The organism is Streptomyces sp. NPDC002817, assembly GCF_053592055.1.
On the sequence record NZ_JBSFUY010000024.1, the window covers coordinates 106058 to 123045 of the forward strand.

The 16988-nt window shown below is 72.6% G+C and carries 12 protein-coding genes; 3 read left to right on the forward strand and 9 right to left on the reverse strand.

Features of this window, described 5'->3' with window-relative positions:
* Positions 1 to 295: FMN-binding protein (locus ACWD3I_RS34400; RefSeq protein ID WP_451084260.1), on the reverse strand; the 295-nt coding region annotated here is incomplete at its 3' end.
* A gap of 10 nt (positions 296 to 305) precedes the next feature.
* The gene (locus ACWD3I_RS34405; protein ID WP_365404051.1) at positions 306 to 1646 is read right to left on the reverse strand and encodes a ferredoxin reductase family protein; all 1341 of its coding nucleotides are present in this window, start codon (positions 1644 to 1646) and stop codon (positions 306 to 308) included.
* A 150-nt stretch (positions 1647 to 1796) separates the two neighbouring features.
* Between ACWD3I_RS34405 and ACWD3I_RS34410 the strand changes: the two genes are divergently transcribed.
* The 3 genes from ACWD3I_RS34410 to ACWD3I_RS34420 all read left to right on the forward strand — a co-directional run bounded on the left by ACWD3I_RS34410 (position 1797) and on the right by ACWD3I_RS34420 (position 6480).
* Complete coding sequence (locus ACWD3I_RS34410) at positions 1797 to 2486, forward strand: response regulator transcription factor (RefSeq protein ID WP_307024620.1); 690 nt, start codon at positions 1797 to 1799, stop codon at positions 2484 to 2486.
* Positions 2483 to 3940, forward strand: a complete 1458-nt coding sequence (locus ACWD3I_RS34415) for a sensor histidine kinase (RefSeq protein ID WP_365404047.1) — start codon at positions 2483 to 2485, stop codon at positions 3938 to 3940. The genes ACWD3I_RS34410 and ACWD3I_RS34415 overlap by 4 nt, the downstream gene beginning before the upstream one ends.
* 224 nt (positions 3941 to 4164) lie before the next feature.
* Positions 4165 to 6480: an ATP-binding SpoIIE family protein phosphatase gene (locus tag ACWD3I_RS34420; protein WP_365404044.1), complete on the forward strand. Its 2316-nt coding sequence runs from the start codon at positions 4165 to 4167 to the stop codon at positions 6478 to 6480.
* A gap of 9 nt (positions 6481 to 6489) precedes the next feature.
* On the opposite strand, the gene ACWD3I_RS34425 is transcribed toward ACWD3I_RS34420, so the two are convergent.
* From ACWD3I_RS34425 to ACWD3I_RS34455, 7 genes are all read right to left on the reverse strand, one after another.
* Positions 6490 to 9435 (reverse strand): SpoIIE family protein phosphatase, encoded by a 2946-nt coding sequence (locus ACWD3I_RS34425; RefSeq protein WP_365404041.1) that lies wholly within the window; start codon positions 9433 to 9435, stop codon positions 6490 to 6492.
* A gap of 175 nt (positions 9436 to 9610) precedes the next feature.
* A complete protein-coding gene (locus ACWD3I_RS34430) occupies positions 9611 to 11143 on the reverse strand; it encodes an ABC transporter ATP-binding protein (protein WP_365404038.1) in 1533 nt (510 codons plus the stop codon).
* Entirely contained in the window at positions 11140 to 11931 is a 792-nt protein-coding gene (locus ACWD3I_RS34435; protein ID WP_266886771.1) for an ABC transporter permease, read from the reverse strand. The genes ACWD3I_RS34430 and ACWD3I_RS34435 overlap by 4 nt, the downstream gene beginning before the upstream one ends.
* Entirely contained in the window at positions 11928 to 12881 is a 954-nt protein-coding gene (locus tag ACWD3I_RS34440) for an ABC transporter permease (protein ID WP_365404035.1), read from the reverse strand. Before ACWD3I_RS34440 ends, ACWD3I_RS34435 begins: the two co-directional genes overlap by 4 nt.
* Positions 12878 to 14446, reverse strand: a complete 1569-nt coding sequence (locus tag ACWD3I_RS34445) for an ABC transporter substrate-binding protein (protein ID WP_365404032.1) — start codon at positions 14444 to 14446, stop codon at positions 12878 to 12880. The genes ACWD3I_RS34440 and ACWD3I_RS34445 overlap by 4 nt, the downstream gene beginning before the upstream one ends.
* Positions 14447 to 14499: 53 nt before the next feature.
* Positions 14500 to 15723, reverse strand: coding sequence for an MFS transporter (locus tag ACWD3I_RS34450; RefSeq protein ID WP_365404029.1), 1224 nt, complete (start codon positions 15721 to 15723; stop codon positions 14500 to 14502).
* Between the two features lie 139 nt (positions 15724 to 15862).
* Complete coding sequence (locus ACWD3I_RS34455) at positions 15863 to 16930, reverse strand: LacI family DNA-binding transcriptional regulator (protein ID WP_365404026.1); 1068 nt, start codon at positions 16928 to 16930, stop codon at positions 15863 to 15865.
* Between the last annotated feature and the right edge of the window lie 58 nt (positions 16931 to 16988).

Genomic DNA, 16988 nt, shown 5'->3' on the forward strand with positions numbered 1-16988 from the left:
GCTTCGGCACGGCCGCCGTCGTCTGCGGATGGTTCGGCTGCTGGAGCATCTTCACCGCGGAGATCTTGTCGCCCTCGAAGGTCACCTGCACCTGCACAGGGCCCTTCTCGGTGGTGACCGTCGTGCCCTTGACGACGGTGCCCGACGACGAACCCGACCCCGATGACGAGGAGGACGCCGACGGCGTCGAGGCCGCCTCCGTGGTGGACGTGGTGCCGCCGATGGACGGCTCGTAGCGCCAGATGGGGACCAGGCCCGCGATGCTGAGGACGACTACAGGTATGGCTCGCTTCACGATCTCTTCCTCATCCCGCCAGGCTGAAGCGCTCGAAGTGGGTCTGCGCCTTGGGCACGTCCAGCGCGCGGAGGCTGCCGAGCACGGCGTTCATCATCGGGGGCGGTCCGCACAGGAAGACGTCCCGGTCGGTGATGTCGGGGACCAGCCGGAGCAGCTCGGCCGGGGCCAGCTTGTCGGGCACCGGCGGGCCGGTCACCAGGTGCAGCTCGGCGCCCTTGGCGTGGGCGAGCTCGCGCAGCTCCTCGTAGAGGACGGCGTCCCGGTCGGTGGCGACGCGGTAGATGACGACCGCGTGGCCGTGCAGCTCCTCCAGGAGGGCCCGGATCGGGGTGACGCCGACGCCGCCGGCGATGAGGACGGCCTCGGGGCGGGTGCGGTGCAGCGCGGTGAAGGCGCCGTAGGGGCCCTCGGCGAAGACGCGCGTGCCGGGCTTCAGGTGGCGCAGGGCGGCGGTGCCGTCACCGGCGACCTTCGCGGTGAGCCGCAGGGTGCGGCCGTCGGGGGCCGCCGACAGGGAGAAGGGGTTCGCCTGCCACCAGCGGTCCTTGGTCAGGAAGCGCCACAGGAAGAACTGGCCGGCCTGGGCGGGCAGCTTGTCCAGGTCACGGCCGGTGACGTAGATCGAGACGACGTTGTCGGACTCGGGGACGACGGCCTGAATACGGAACTGGTGGCGCAGGTTGCGCCACAGCGGCAGCACCATCCGGCCCAGGACCACCGAGCCGAGGGCGACGGTCCACAGTCCGTACCAGTACGTCTTCGCGGCGTTCGACGAGGTGAACGTCGTACCGACCGCGACCTGGTGGGTGAAGGCCAGCAGCACCGCGATGTAGGTGTACAGGTGGATGAAGTGCCAGGTCTCGTAGGCCAGCCGGCGGCGGGCGTAGCGGGCCGAGACACAGCCCACCACGAGGATGATCGCGAAGGCGGTGATCGCGCGGAGCACGCCCTCGGTGGTCTCGGCGAGGTCGACGACCGTGCCGATCGGGCCCACCTCGGTGCCCTCGGCGTAGCCGAAGGCGATGAAGACGAGGTGCGCGAGCAGCGTCCACAGGATGCCGAAGCCGGTCCAGCGGTGCCAGGAGGTCAGCCGGTCCATGCCGATACGGCGGTCGAGCCAGGGCAGCCGGGCCACCAGGAGCAGCTGGAAGGCCATGAACAGGGCGCCGTAGAGACCGGCGAGCCGGCCGATCACGATCAGTGCGTTGGAGGCGAAGCCGGCCTGGGCGAAGAAGAGGGCGACCACGGCCACGTTCGCGGCGATCACGGCGTACAGGCCCGTGCGGGCCACCACTTTGGGCCGTATCGCCGTGGGGGGCGCGGTGGGCGGTTTGACGGTCGTCGTCACGGACGGAGCTCCTTGATCGGGGCCTGGGTAATCGAGCTTCGCTTGAGTGACCTGTCGATTTACTGTCGTACAACTTTCAAGTGGTTATCGATCTGGCCGCGAGGCGGCATCGGCTCTGGAGTCCGGGCCCGCGTGACGCACTATGAACGGGTGGAAAAAGTACGCCTCCTCGTCGTGGACGACGACCCGCCCATCGCCGACCTCGTGGCGACCGTCGCCCGTTACGAGGGCTGGGACGCGGTGACGGCGAACTCCGGAGAGGAGGCGCTGAGCCGTGCCGCGTCGTTCCGTCCGGACATCGTGGTCCTCGATCTCATGCTGCCCGACATCGACGGCTTCGGCGTCCTGGAGCGGCTTCGCAGCTCGGGCACGATGGTGCCCGTGGTGTTCCTCACCGCCCGGGACGCGGTCGCCGACCGGGTGGCGGGGCTGACCCGGGGCGGCGACGACTACCTGGTGAAGCCGTTCGCGGTGGAGGAGCTGATGGCCCGGCTGCGGACCGTGCTGCGGCGCTCCGCGGGGCCCGGCTTCCAGCGGTCGGTGCTGCGGGTGGCCGATCTGACGATGGACGAGGACACCCGCGAGGTGCGCCGCGGCGACAAACTGCTCACGCTCACCCCGACCGAGTACGAGGTGCTGCGCTATCTCATGCGCAAGTCACCGACCGTGCTCACCAAGGCGCAGATCCTCGACCATGTGTGGGAGTACGGCTTCGGCGGCCGTTCCAACGTCGTCGAGCTGGTCGTCAGCCGGCTGCGCCGCAAGCTGGACGACACGGGTGATCCGCTGATCCACACCGTCCGGGGCTTCGGCTATGTGATCCGGCAGGCGGCCGAGTGATCCGGCGGTTCCGCCAGGCGTATCGCAGGCTCCGGCTCGGCACCCGGCTGGCGCTGGGCCTGGGCGTGCTGGCGCTGCTGGTGTTCGGTGTCGTGGGCACCGCGCTGACCACGTACATGCGGGACTATCTGTCGGCCCAGCTCAACGAGCAGCTCCAGATCGCCCAGGTCGCCCAGTCCAAGAGCATCGTGGACAACGGCTCGCTGGCGGGCAAGAAGTACTACCGCTGGTACTACGCCGTGTACGACGTGAAGGACGGCACCGCCGAGCTCCGTACCCCCGAGGACGCCACCGACCTGCCGAAGGACGTCGACGACTTCACGTCCCTGGCGCAGGCGCAGACCGCCTCCGGCACCGAGGTGGTGAGCACCGAGCACCTCAGGGGCGCGGGCGACTACCGGCTGCGCGCGTGTGAGGTCGAGCCCGGTGTGGTCCTGGTCAGCGCGGCGCCCATGGACGAGATCGACGAGACCGTGGGGCAGCTGATCACGATCCAGGTCGTCACGTTCGGTCTCGCGCTGCTGGCGCTGGTGCTGTTCGGACGGAAGGTGCTGCGCAAGGGTCTGAAGCCGCTGAGCGACATGGCGCACACCGCGCACGGCATCTCCTCGCACAACCTCACCGACCCGGAGGCCCGGCTGCCGCTGCGCGCGGACCGCAAGGGCGGCGGCCCGGAGGTCGAGGAGCTGCGCACCGCGTTCAACACGATGCTGGAGCACATCGACGACTCGCTCGCGGTGCGCGCGGAGGCCGAGCAGCGGCTGCGCCGGTTCGTCGCGGACGCCTCGCACGAGCTCCGTACGCCTTTGATGTCCGTACGGGGCTATGCGGACCTCTTCCAGTACGCCGCCGCGAACGCGCCCGAGGAACGGGACCGGCATCTGGCGAGGCTGCGCGCGGAGGCGGCCCGGATGGGTGTCCTGCTGGACGACCTGCTGATGCTCGCCCGTCTCGACGCCGCCGAGGTGGACACCCCGCTGCGGCCCAGGGACACAAACCTGGTGGACCTGGTCCACGACGCGGCCGACGCCTTCCGCGCCGCGCACCCGGACCGCCCGTTGACGCTGACGGAGGGCCCGGAGTCATTGGTGCTGCGGCTGGACCCGCACCGCATCCGCCAGGTCCTGGACAACCTCCTCACCAACGCGGCCGTGCACACCCCGGCCGGCACCCCGGTGTCGGTGGCGGTCACGGTCGTCTCCGCCCGGGCCCTGGTCCGTGTGACGGACGCGGGCCCCGGCATTCCGCCCGCCGACCAGGAGAAGGTCTTCGACCGCTTCTACCGCGTCGACAAGGCCCGCAGTCGCGACCGCGGCGGCAGTGGCCTGGGTCTGGCGGTGGCCCGCGCCCTGGTGTGGGCCCACGGCGGCACGGTGGAGGTGGGCAGCGAGCCGGGCCGGACGGTGTTCACGGTGTCGCTGCCGCTGGGGCGGGGCGGCCCGGCGGACGGCTGAACGGACAGGGCCGGGCCCGCGGGCGGTGAAATGTCACCGGACGGGCAAGTCGCGTTTGCGGAAGCCAAGTTGGCAGGCCCGGCTCTCCATGAACGGCTGGACAGATCTTCCGGGCTCCCCCAGGATGGCAGTCGCCGGACTGTGGAGTCCGTGCCCTGGGAGGCAACCCCCGTGGTCACCTGCGCGGAGAGGCGATGCGGTCCGATCCCCAACGTTTGCTTGCCATGGCAGTTCGTCGCATCGCCCGCGCCGAGGACCGTGCGGAGGTCGTCCACGAACTCTGTGCGGTGGGCGTGGAGCACTTCGCGGACGCGGTTCTCGTCTACCTCGCGCCCTGCCCCGACCCCTCGTACGAGCCGGAAACGGTCCCCGACCAACTCCATCTGACCGCAAGCCGGTTCCTGGAAGGCGGACAGGACCTGGCCGGCGCGATCGGCGCTCCGGTGCCGGCTCTGGCCGCGGTGGCGCACTCCGGTGTCCTGGCCGAAGTCCTGCGTGCGGGTGAGACGTTGAGCCGGACCTCCCCCGCGATCGACCCGGCACTGCGCGAACTGCTGGGCCCGACTCCCGGTCTGCCGGAGGGGCATCGCGTCCTCCTCTCCCCCCTGTCCGACGCGCGGGGCGTGCTCGGCGCGGCCGTGTTCCTCCGCCGCCCCGAGCGCGAGGCCTTCGACACCGACGACGTCCTGACGGTCGGCCGGCTCTCGGCGCAGGTCGCACTCGGCGTGAGCGAGGCTCCGGCCGACCCACCCCCGACGGCCGCCTCACCACCCCCCGCCGCCCGGACGCACAAGCCGCTCCCCTCGTCCCCGACCTCCACGACCACCCCCACGCCCATGCGCCGCGAGGGCGACCGGCTCCGCTTCGCCGGTGCGGCGACCCGCCGGATCGCGCGCGGCATCGACCTGGACGAGATCGTGATCGGGCTGTGCCGGGCCAGCGTGCCGACCTTCTCGGACGCGATCCTGGTCTACCTGCGCGAACCGCTGCCGGTCGGCGACGAACGTCCCGTCGAACCGCTCGTCCTGCGACTGCACCGGACCGACCGGATCCCGCACGAAGAAGACGGTCTGCGGTCCGTGGACGAACCGCGGCCGAAGCCACCCGCGCTGGACGAGCTCGTCGCCGAGCGCTGCACCGTGCCGGGCGGTGGCGCGCTCGCCGAGGTGCTGCGAGGCGTACGCCCCGTCTTCACGGACTCTCCGGCGGCCCAGGCCGCCCTGCCCGAACTCCTCGGCAAGGGCAGCGAGTCGATCGCCCCCGACGGACAGCACGCCATCCTCGCTCCCCTGCGCGGCCGCCGCCGCGTCATCGGCGCCGCCCTCTTCCTGCGCAGCCCCGAACGCCCCGCCTTCGAACAGGACGACCTCCTGCTCGCCGCCCAGCTCGCCACCCACAGCGCCCTCGGCATCGACAAGGCGGCCCTGTACGGCCGTGAGGCCTACATCGCCGACGAACTCCAGCGCGCCATGCTCCCCGAGACCCTGCCCCGCCCGACCGGCGTCCGGCTGGCGTCCCGCTACCTCCCGGCCGCCGAGACCGCCCGCGTCGGCGGCGACTGGTACGACGCGATCCCCCTGCCGGGCAGCCGCGTGGCGCTGGTCGTCGGCGATGTCATGGGGCACTCCATGACGTCGGCCGCGGTCATGGGCCAGCTGCGCACGACGGCCCAGACGCTCGCCGGTCTCGACATGCCGCCGCAGGAAGTGCTGCACCACCTCGACGAACAGGCCCAGCGGCTGGGCGCCGACCGCATGGCGACCTGCCTCTACGCCGTCTACGATCCCGTCGCGCACCGCATCACCATCGCCAACGCCGGCCACCCCCCGCCCATCCTGGTGCACCTGGGCGGCCGCACCGAGGTGCTGCGGGTGCCTCCGGGCGCCCCCATCGGAGTCGGCGGCGTCGCCTTCGAAGCCGTGGAGCTGGACGCACCGGCCGACGCCACCCTGCTCCTCTACACGGACGGGCTCGTCGAGTCACGCCTGCGGGACGTGTGGACCGGTATCGAGCAGCTGCGCGAGAAGCTCGCCGCGACCGCGCGGCTGACCGGCCCCGAGCGTCCGCCGCCGCTGGAGGAGCTGTGCGACGAGGTGCTCGACATGCTCGGGCCGGGCGACCGGGACGACGACATCGCGCTGCTCGCCGCCCGCTTCGAGGGGATCGCGCCGAGCGACGTGGCGTACTGGTTCCTGGAACCGTCGGAGGCGACACCCGGCCGGGCCCGCCGGCTGGTCCGGCGCACCCTGTCCCGCTGGGGGCTGGAGGAGCTGAGCGACTCCGCGGAACTGCTGGTCAGCGAGGTCGTGACCAATGCCGTGCGGTACGCGTCCCGGCCCATCACCGTGCGGCTGCTGCGCACCCACGTCCTGCGCTGCGAGGTCACCGACGACGAGCCCCGGCTCCCGGTGCTCGGGCAGGCTCGGGCCACGGACGAGGGCGGGCGGGGCCTGTACCTGGTGAACAGGGTGGCCCGGCGCTGGGGAGCGTCCCGGCTGAGCACCGGCAAGGTCGTCTGGTTCGAGCTCGACCGGCCGTGACCGGGTCCGTCACGGCAACGGCAGCTCCGTCCAGATGATCTTCCCCTCGGGGGTGTACCGCGTCCCCCACCGCTCGGTGAGCTGGGCGACGAGGAACAGGCCGCGGCCGCCCTCGTCCTCGTTCTTCGCACGGCGCAGTCGCGGGGAGGTGCTGCTGCCGTCGGAGACCTCGCAGATCAGGGCGCGGTCGCGGAGCAGCCGGAGCTGGACCGGGCCGGTGGCGTGCCGGATGGCGTTGGTGACCAGTTCGCTGGCGACGAGTTCGACGGTGAACGACAGCTCCTCCAGGCCCCAGGCGGCGAGCTGTTCGGTGACCGCCGCGCGGAAGCGGGAGACGGCCGCCGGGTCGCTGGGCACGTCCCACTGGGCGACCCGGTCGGAGTCCAGGGCATGCGTACGGGCCACCAGCAGGGCCACGTCGTCGCTCGGCCGGGCCGGCAGCAGCGCGTCCAGGACCGCCTCGCAGGTCTCCTCCGGCGGCCGCCCGGCCTGGGCGAGGACGGCGCCCAGCCGCTTCAGGCCGGCGTCGATGTCCCGGTGCCGGTCCTCGATCAACCCGTCGGTGTAGAGCACCAGTTGGCTGCCCTCCGCCAGCTCCAGCTCGACGGTCTCGAAGGGCATCCCGCCGAGTCCGAGCGGCGGGGCGGACGGCAGGTCGACGAAGGTCACCGTGCCGTCGGGGTCGACGACCGCGGGCAGCGGGTGCCCGGCGCGAGCCAGGGTGCAGCGCCGGGACACCGGGTCGTAGACGGCGTAGAGACAGGTCGCCCCGACGATCCCGGAGTCCGGACTGTTCTCCGCCGCCCAGCCCTCGCCCCGGTCGAGGCGGCCGACGAGGTCGTCGAGGTGGGTGAGGAGGTCGTCGGGCGGCAGGTCGAGGGAGCAGAAGTTGTGGACGGCGGTGCGCAGCCGGCCCATCGTGGCGGCCGCGTGCAGTCCATGGCCCACGACGTCCCCGACCACGAGCGCGACCCGCGCGCCGGAGAGCGGGATGACGTCGAACCAGTCGCCTCCGACGCCGGCCTGGGCCGGCAGATAGCGGTAGGCGACCTCGACGGCGCTCTGCTCTGACCGGCCCCGCGGCAGCAGGCTGCGCTGTAGGGCGAGCGCGGTGTTGTGCTCGCGGGTGTAGCGGCGGGCGTTGTCGATGCAGATCGCCGCGCGGCCGGCCAGTTCCTGGGCGAGGGAGAGGTCGTCGTCCTCGAAGGGGGCGGCCTTCTCGGCGCGGTAGAAGCTGACCAGGCCGAGGGTCTCGCCGCGGGCCCGCAGCGGCACCGTGACCAGGGAGTGGATGCCGGCCGCGAGGATCCGCTCGCCCCTGGCCGGATCGTGGGCGAGCCAGCCCCCGGCGGCGGCCAGCACGGGTTCGAGCATCGACTGCCGGGCCTCCAGACCGCGGGCCTGCGGTGCGGACGGGGCGTACCGCACGAGGTCGCCGACCGGGTGCAGATGCGATTCCTCATGTACGGCGCCCAGGGCGACCCGCCGCAGCGGGGTGTCCGCGCCGAGCGGCCCCGGCTCCTCGCCGAGCAGCACCCCGTCCGGCAGGTCCACGGCGACGAAGTCGGCGAACCGGGGGACGGTCACCTCCGCGAGTTCCTCCGCGGTACGGGTGACGTCGAGGGTGGTACCGATCCGCACGCCCGCGTCGTGCAGGAACTCCAGCCGCCGGCGCGCGAGCAGGGCCAGCCGTCCGACACCGGGCTCACCGAGGAGAAGGAGCCGGGCGTCGATACCCGGAGCGTCCGTACCGGCGGCGTCGCTACCGCGCTCGGTGCCGACGGGCGTCCCGGGCCGGACAGGCGTCCGGGCAGCGACGCCCACGGCCGCGTCCGGCTCCACGCCGACAACCGAGTCCGTCGCGGCGGACGCCCTGGTCTCCACCACGGCAGGTGTCGGTACGACCGTCCGCAGCCCGGCGGATCTCACCGCGGGTCGGGCCGGTGCCGGGGAGGGGGCCGGCGCCGGCCCGGGTGGAACGATCGCCTGCGGGAGGGCCCGGGTCGGGGTGACCGGGGCGGCCGGTGCGCTGAGGCAGACCTGGCGCACGTGCGGGCTGCCCACGATGCGGGCCTCGACGACGACGCCCGTCTCGCCCGCTGCGCCTTGGACCTGACGGCGCAGCAGGGTGGCGGTGCGGCCGCCGGAGAGGGTCACCTCGTCGAGGGTGCGGTGCGGGGAGGCGAGGAGTTCCTCGGCCTTCTCGCGCAGCACGGCCCGGTCGACGGGGCCGAGTTCGTCCCCGTCCGGGCGCCCCGGCTGCTGCCACTGTGTCGACGCCCGGGCGGTGGCCCGCCGGTACGCGGCGAGGAGCGCCCGCTCGCGTTCCGTGGCCACCTCCAGCATCCGCGCCTCGATGGCGTGGGCGGCCTCACGGACCAGCCGCAGCATGGCGGGGTCGCCCTCGTCGCGCAGACAGGTGAGGTCGAGGACGGCCTCGATGCGTCCGCTGAGCGGGTTGCGGACGGGCGCGCCGGCGCAGGCGAAAGGCTGGAGACAGTCGGCGAAGTGCTCACGGCCGACGACGTAGACGGGGTTGCGTTCGGCGAGCGCGGTGCCGACGCCGTTGGTGCCCACGAACCGTTCGGACGCGTCGAAGCCGGGGGCGAAGTTCACCTCGTCGAGGCGGTCGCACAGCTGTCGTCCGCCGCCGAGCCGCTGGACCATGCGGCCTTCTCCGTCGCACAGCGCGATGGTCATGCCGGCCTCGGAGAGCGAGGTGGCGAGGTTCTTCAGGACCGGCTCGGCCGCGTGCAGGAACGGGTCGTCCAGGGTGAGGTCCGGCGCGTAGGGGACCTGGAGGCGGTCCGGTTCCAGCCCTACGGACCTGCACCGTTTCCAGGAGTCGAGCACGGAGCCCCGGACGTCCGCGTCCACTCGGGCACCGGCCAGAAATCGTTCGTGGGCATCGACGAGCCCACCGATGTCGTCCCAGGCGACGGACAACAGGATCACTTCCCTACCCGGAGACGGGCCCGGTGGCGCGCCGCCGTTCGGCTCGCCCCCCGGCGCGGAGTCCTCCCAGTCGTTTGTCACCCTAGACCCTTTGTGATACCGATCACAACAAAGTCCCGAAGTGCCCCGGAGGCACCTTTCATCCACATGTTCGACCGCGCCCCTTCGCGTTCGATCAGAGGCGGGACTCGACCCCCCATCGGGTCGTCGCCTCCACGAGATCGACGGTGAAGGGGTGCCGCGGTTCGGCCAGGACCCGCCGGGCCGAACCCTGTTCGACGAGCGCCCCCGCGTCCAGGACGGCGATGCGGTCGGCGAGGCGCGCGGTGTCCAGGTCATGGGTGATGAGGACGAGGGAGAGGTCGTCGTCGCCGCCGTCCCGGACGAGGCCCACGAGAAGGTCCAGGAGGCCACGGCGGCTGACCGTGTCGAGCCCGGAGGTGATCTCGTCGCAGATCAGCACCCGGGGCCGTGCGAGAAGGGCGCGCGCCAAGGCCGCGCGCTGGAGTTCGCCTCCGGAGAGCTCGCCGGGGCGCCGACCCGCGAGTCCTTCCGGGAGCCCGAGGTCCACGAGAGCCCGAAGAGCCTCCTCCCGCGCCTCCCGTTCGCCGCTGCCCCGCAGCCGGACGGCGGTGCGGGCTACCTGGTCCAGCACGGGCCGGTGCTCGTCGAAGGCGGCACGGGCGTCCTGGAAGACGTACTGCACGGCCGCCAACTGCCCCCGGCCACGGCGGCGCAGGCTGCGCGGCAGGGCCGAACCGTCGAGCAGTACCTCGCCCGCGAAGTCGCGGTGCAGGCCCGCCAGACAGCGGGCGAGGGTGGTCTTGCCGCTGCCGGAACGGCCCACGACGGCAAGGCACTCGCCCGCACGCAGCGTGAGCTCCGGGGCGCGCAGCACCGTGGTGGTGCCGTGTACGGCGGTGAGGTCCCGGACCTCCAGGACGGGCCGCCCGTCCACGGCGTCCCGGACGGGGACCCGTCGCTCGTCGAGGAGCCGCCGCGTCCACGCGTGCCGGGGAGCGCGCCACAGTCGCTCGACGGGCCCCGACTCCACGACCCGGCCCTCACGCATGACGAGGACCTCGTCGGCGAGGGCGCGCACGACGTCGAGGTCATGGCTGAGCAGCACGACCGCGACACCGCGCGCGGCGACCGCCGCGAGCTGCTCGACGACACGGCTCTTGGTGAGGGCGTCCTGCCCGGTGGTGGGTTCGTCGGCGACGACGACCCGGGCGCCCAGGAGCAGGGCCTGGGCGAGGACGACCCGCTGCTGCTGACCGCCGGAGAGCTGATGCGGATGCCGCCGCAAGAGGGCTTCCGGGTCCGGGAGTTGGGCGTCGGACAGCGCCCGCAGGACGCGCTCGCGGGCCGCCGGGCGGCGTTCGGCCCTGGGCAGGTGCCGGACCTGGGCGCGGGCGATGTCGTACAGCAGCGCGCCGACGCGGCGGGCGGGGTTGAGGACGGCCGCGGGATGCTGCGGAACGTATCCCACCGGGCCGTCCGCGGTCAGCCGTACGTCGCCCGAGACGCGTGCTCCGGCCGGATACTCCCCCAGCAGCGCCAGCCCGGTCGTGGTCTTGCCGCTGCCGGAGGCGCCGACGAGCGCGGTGACCTTCCCGGGCCGCACCCGCAGGTTCACCCCGTCGACGACGGCGCGGCCGTCGATCTCGACGCGCAGCTCACGGATCTCGGCGACGATGTCGCTCACGAACGCCTGCCCTTCTTCTCCAGCGCGGCGTCGAAGAGCAGGTTGACGCCCGTCGTCAGGGCCACGATCAGCAGCGCGGGCACGACCACGGCCCACGGCTGCACGAACAGGCCGGTGCGGTTGCGGTCGACCATGACCGCCCAGTCGGCGGCGTCCGGCGCGACGCCGACACCGAGGAACGCGGCCGTGGACACCAGGTAGAGCACGCCGGTCAGCCGGATCCCGGCGTCGGCGGCGAGGGTGCGCAGGGCGGAGCGGCCGACGTACCCGACGGCGATGCGCCACCACGTCTCCCCCTGCATCCGCAGCGCCTCGACCGCGGGCCGCGCCGCCGCCTCCCCCGCCGCGGCCCGCACGATCCGCGCCGCGTCGGGCACGTTGACGAGCGCGACGAGCAGCGCGAGTCCGACGGCACCGGGCGAGAACACCGAGGCCACGAGCAGGATCAGCAGCAGCGACGGTACGGCGAGCAGCACGTCCAGCGGCCGCATCAGCAGCTCCTCCAGCCGGCGGAGGTGGGTGAGCGCGCTGACGAGTCCGACCGGTACGGCGACCAGATAGGCGAGCGCGGTCGCGGCGAGGGCGGTGACGACGACCGTGCGTCCGCCGTGCAGCACCTGCTGCCACACGTCCCGTCCCACGAAGTCGGTGCCGAGCCAGTGGCCGTCGCCGAGGGTGAAGGAGGGGGCGCGGGGTCCGGGGTCGCCGACGAAGAGGGGGCCGAGCAGGGCGAGTACGAGGGGTACGGCGAGGATCGCCAGGCCCAGTGCGAAGCGACCGCGTCTCACGCCGCCACCGCCGCTCTCGGGGTGAGCCGATGGGCCACCAGATCGGCCCCCAGATTGAGTACGACCGTCAGCACCCCGAACACCACCGCCAGCCCCTGCACAACCGGCACATCGCGCTCGGCGACGGCGTTCAGCAGGACCGTCCCGAGTCCCGGGATCACGAAGAGCGCCTCGACCACGATCACCCCGCACAGCAACCAGTCGACGGTACGGGCGAGTTGCTGGACCGCCGGGGCCGACGCGTTGGGCAGGGCGTGGAGATAGCGGACGCGGGCGCCGGAGACGCCGTAGCGGCGGGCGTGGGCGGCGTAGGGGGAGGCGAGGGCGTCGACCATGCCGGCCCGCACCAGGCGGGACAGGGAACACACCGGGCGGGAGAGGAGGACGAGGACCGGGAGGACCAGCGCGGCCGGATGGGCGAGCAGGTCGGTGCCGTAGCCCAGCGCGGTCGGCGGCAGCCAGGCCAGCTTCAGCGCGAGGACCGTCACCAGGAGGACCCCGAGGGCGAACTCGGGGACGGCGTACACCGCGAGGGTCACCGAGCTGACCAGCCGGTCGACGAGCCGTCCCTCGTGGTGGGCGGCGAGGACGCCGAGGCCGAAGCCGACCGGGACGAGGAGGGCGAGCGTGAGCGCGGCCAGCAGCAGGGTCGGGCCGAAGCCGTCGCCGATGTACTGCGTGACCGGGCGGCCGGAGGCCAGGGAGACACCGAAGTCGCCGTGCAGCAGGCCCGTAGCCCAGTCCGCCAGACGTTCGTACGCCGGCCGGTCCAGGTCCATCGCCTCGCGGATGGCGGCGATGCGCGCCGGGTCGGGCTGGTCGCCCGCGAGGGCCACCGCCGCGTCGCCCGGCAGCGCCTCGGTGAGCGCGAAGACCAGCAGCACGACGGCCACGGTCTGCGCCACGCCGAGCAGCAGCCGCCGGGCGACGAAGGAACGGAGTCCCGTCACGCGAGCCACACCTTGTCGAAGCGCGCCCAGTCGAGGGTGTTGGCGGGCGCCTTGGTCTCCACTCCCTTCACCGTGCGGCCCGTTCCGATGATCCAGTCGGCGAACCCCCAGATGAGGAAGCCGCCCTCGGTGTACAGCCGGCGCTGCATCCGCTCGTAGACGGCGGCCCGTTCGGCCTTGTCGCGGGTGGACTGCGCCTGCTCGTACAGCGCGTCGAAGTCCTTGTGCCGCCACTTGGTGGCGTTGGTGGTGGAGTCCGTGAGCAGCCGCTGCGAGATGTGGGCCTCGATGGGCATCGCGCCGGAGCGGTAGCAGGACAGGGTGCCGGAGTCGAGGATGTCGCTCCAGTAGGAGTCCTTGCTGCCCATCTTCACGTCGACGGTGACGCCCGCCTTGGCGGCCTGGTCACGGAAGATGCTGGCGGCCTCGGTGAACCCGGCGGCGACGGCCGAGGTGTCGAGGCTGACCTTGAGCTTCTCGGCGCCGGCCTTCTTCAGCAGGGCGCGGGCCTTGTCGAGGTCCTGCTCGCGCTGGGGCAGATCGGCGGCGTAGTACTCGTAGCCCTTGCCGAACAGGTCGTTGCCGACCACGCCCGCTCCCGACAGTGCGCCGTCGACGAGTTCCTTGCGGTCGGCGATGAGGAAGAACGCCTCGCGCACCCGCTTGTCGTCGAAGGGCGCCCGGTCGGTCTTCATGCAGAACGCCTGCATGGCGCTGTTGCGCAGCCGCACGATCTCGATCTGGCCCTTGCCCTCGTGGGCGCGGGCGGTGGTGGGGTTGAGCTCGTGGGCGTACTCGACCTGGCCGCCGAGCAGGGCGTTGACGCGGGCGGACTCCTCGTTGGCGACGACGAACTCGAGCTCGTCGAGGTGCGGGGCGCCGTCCCAGTAGCCGTCGTGGCGGCGGAAGACGGCGGAGCGGCCCGGGGCGAAGGAGACGAAGCGGAAGGGGCCGGAGCCGACCGGCTTCGTGTCGAAGTCGGTGGCGTTCTCGGGGACGATGTACGCGCCGAACGCGGCCAGGATGTTGGGGAATTCGGCGGTGGGCCGCTTGAGCACGAACTCGACGCCGCGCTCCGACGTGGCGCGGCTCGCGTCGAGGTCGATGGGTTCCAGGGACGCCTTGGCGCGGAAGGTCTGCTTCGGGTCGGCTATGCGGCGGTAGCTGTGGAGGACGTCCTTGGCGGTGACCGGGCTGCCGTCGTGGAAGGTGGCTTCGCGGAGGGTGACCTGCCAGCGGTCCAGGGTCTTGTTGGACTCCCACTCGGTGGCGAGGCGGGGTCGGGCGGAGAGGTCGGCGCCGTAGTCGGCGAGCTTGTCGTAGAGAGCCTTGGCGCGGGCGACGTCGGCGAACAGATTGGCCAGGTGCGGGTCGAGGGTCTCGCTCGCACCCCCGCCGGCGAACGCGGCGCGCAGTCGTCCGCCGCGTCTGGGCGTGCCTCCGCTGCCGCTGTCCGTCTTGTCGTCGGCGCCGCTTCCGCAGCCCACGAGGGCGAGGGCGGCGGCGCCCGAGGTGGCGGCGAGGAAGCCGCGTCGGCGCAGGCCGGGAAAACGTTCGTCGTACATGACTGTCCTTCAGATGTGGTGTCAGCGGATGGTGTCGAGCGGGGAGCGGCCGGTCACGCGTTGCTCTTCTCCCGCTCGGGCGCCGCGGGGGCCGGCAGTGTCCCGCGCCGGTTCAGCCACGCCAGCCCGCCCGCCGAGGTCAGTCCGAACAGAGCGCAGCACGCCCACGGCAGCCAGGCGTGGCCGCCGCGCTCCCCGGCGTCCATGGCCCAGCCGACGGCGGTGTTGCCGAGGGCGGCGGCGACGCCCGAGACGACGTAGAAGATCCCGAAGTACGTACCGGTCAGCTCGGGTCGGCCGAAGCGGGGGATCAGCTCCATCACGAACGGGGAGGCGATCATGAGCCCGAGAGAGAGCAGCAGCGCGCCTGCCAGGACGGACCCGAGACCCGGCATGACAGCCTGCGGCAGGAATGCCAGCCCCGTCACGGCGAGCCCGGCCGCGATCCAACGTCCTCTGGAGCCACGGGACTTGAGGGTCCGCGTGATCCGCAGTTGCAGTGCGAGACCGGCCAGGGTGCCGACGAGGAGGACGAGGCCCGCCGCGCCGTCCCAGCCGGTCGCCGCACGCGCCCCGGCGGGCAGCAGCAGATAGAGCTGGTTCTCCAGGGTGAACATGCCGACCATGGCGAAGGCGAAGGCCAGGAAGGCCCGGTTGCCGACGACTTCACGCCAGTCCGCGAGTACGCTGCCGCCCGCCGGTTCGACCTTCCGCGCGGGCAGGACGGCGGCCTGTGCCACGGTGAGCACGGCGAAGATGCCGGCGGCGGTGAGCGCGGACGCACGGAAGCCGACCAGCAGCAGCACGCTGCCCAGCAGCGGACCGATCAGCGCACCGGTGGTCGCGAAGACGTTGAACAGCGCGAACGTCTCCGCCTTCCGCTCCCCTGCCTCGTGCGCGAGATACGCCCGCACCGCCGGGTTGAACAGCGCCCCCGCGACCCCGCTGAGCACGGACGCCGCGAGCAGCACCGCCAGCCCGTCGCCGAGCGCGAACAGCGCGAACCCGACCGTCCGCAGGGCGCAGCCGGCGATGATCACGCCGCGTGCGCCGAGCCGGTCGGAGGCCGAGCCGCCGATGAGGAACAGGCCCTGCTGGCTGAGGTTGCGCACCCCGAGGACGACGCCGACGACGGCCGCCGACATGCCCAGGTTCTCGCCGAGGTGGGTGGCGAGGTAGGGGACGAGGAGGTAGAAACCGGTGTTGACACCGAGCTGGTTGACCAGCAGGAGCCGCACCGCGAACGGAAGACTCCGTACCTCATGCCACGTCTTCAATCGGTCCCGCCCCCTCGATGACCACCGGCTCGACGCGACACACGCTATCGATACTCATTTTCATATGCCAGTCACAAAATGACCACGCGCAAGGAAAGGAGAGACAAGAAGGAGGGAGAGACGGGGTGGAGGCGGGCGGTCAGCCCCGCGGCGGCCGACCGCAGCTCTGGCGGACGATGACGTCGACGGGGATCAGCGGCTCGACCCGCTCCTCGGTCCGCCCGTCGATCCGGTCCAGCAGGAGCCGCAGCGACCGCCTGCCGATCGCGGCGAAGTCGGTGCGCACCGTGGTGAGCGGCGGCAGCAGATGGGCCGCCTCGGGGATGTCGTCGTACCCGACGACGCTCACGTCCTCGGGGACCCGGCGCCCCGCCTCGTGGAGGGCGTGCAGCAGACCGAGGGCCATCTGGTCGTTGGAGGCGAACACGGCGGTGACGTCCGGGCGCCGGGCCAGCCGTCGGCCCAGTTCGTAGCCGGACTCCGCGCTCCAGTCGCCGATGAGCAGTTCGGGGACCTCGGCGCCCGCCGCCCTCAGGGTGTCCTGCCAGCTGATGAGGCGCTGGTCGGCGGAGGTCCAGCCGGTGGGCCCGGCGATGTGCCACACGGTGGGGTGTCCGAGGCGCAGCAGGTGCTCGACGGCCTTGCGGGCGCCGTTGCGGGAGTCGGCGGTGACCAGCTGGGTGCCGCCCCTGGTCTCGTTCTCCAGGACCACCAGCGGGGTGTCGAGGTGGGTGTCGGCCAGTGCCTGCCCCACCCGGTGCTGCGGCGCGATGGCGATGACGCCGTCCGCCCCCTCGGCCGACAGCCGGTCCACGGCCTCGGCGACCGTGGCGTGATCGGCGGTGTCGTCCAGGGCCATGGAGCTGAGCAGGTACCCGGCCTTCTGGGCGGCGGTGTTGATGGCGGTCAGGGTGCTGGCCGGCCCGTAGCGGGCGGCGTCGAAGGAGATGACCCCGAGCATCCGCGTCCGCCCGCTGGCCAATGACCGCGCACTGCGGCTTGGCCGGTACCCGAGACTCCGCATGGCGGCCTGCACGGCCTCACGCGTCTCGGGCCGGACGGCCGGGTTGTCGTTCAGCACCCGCGAAACGGTCTGCTTGGACACCCCGGCCAGCCGCGCCACGTCATCCATGACCGGCCGCGAGCCCGCGAAGTTGCGACGACTGCGCCCCTTGGGGGCGGGAGCGTCGGCGGCGCGAGGGCTCATCGCGGGTGCTTCCTCAGCATCTCTTCGGGGGCTGGGTGGGCCCCAGCATAGGTCGCGG

What these genes read in the sequence shown, in the direction of transcription:
- ACWD3I_RS34420 (WP_365404044.1), top strand. Translation starts at nt 4,165, where the DNA reads ATGGCAGTTCGTCGCATCGCCCGCGCCGAGGACCGTGCGGAGGTCGTC.
- ACWD3I_RS34445 (WP_365404032.1), bottom strand. Translation starts at nt 14,446, where the DNA reads ATGTACGACGAACGTTTTCCCGGCCTGCGCCGACGCGGCTTCCTCGCC.
- ACWD3I_RS34455 (WP_365404026.1), bottom strand. Translation starts at nt 16,930, where the DNA reads ATGAGCCCTCGCGCCGCCGACGCTCCCGCCCCCAAGGGGCGCAGTCGT.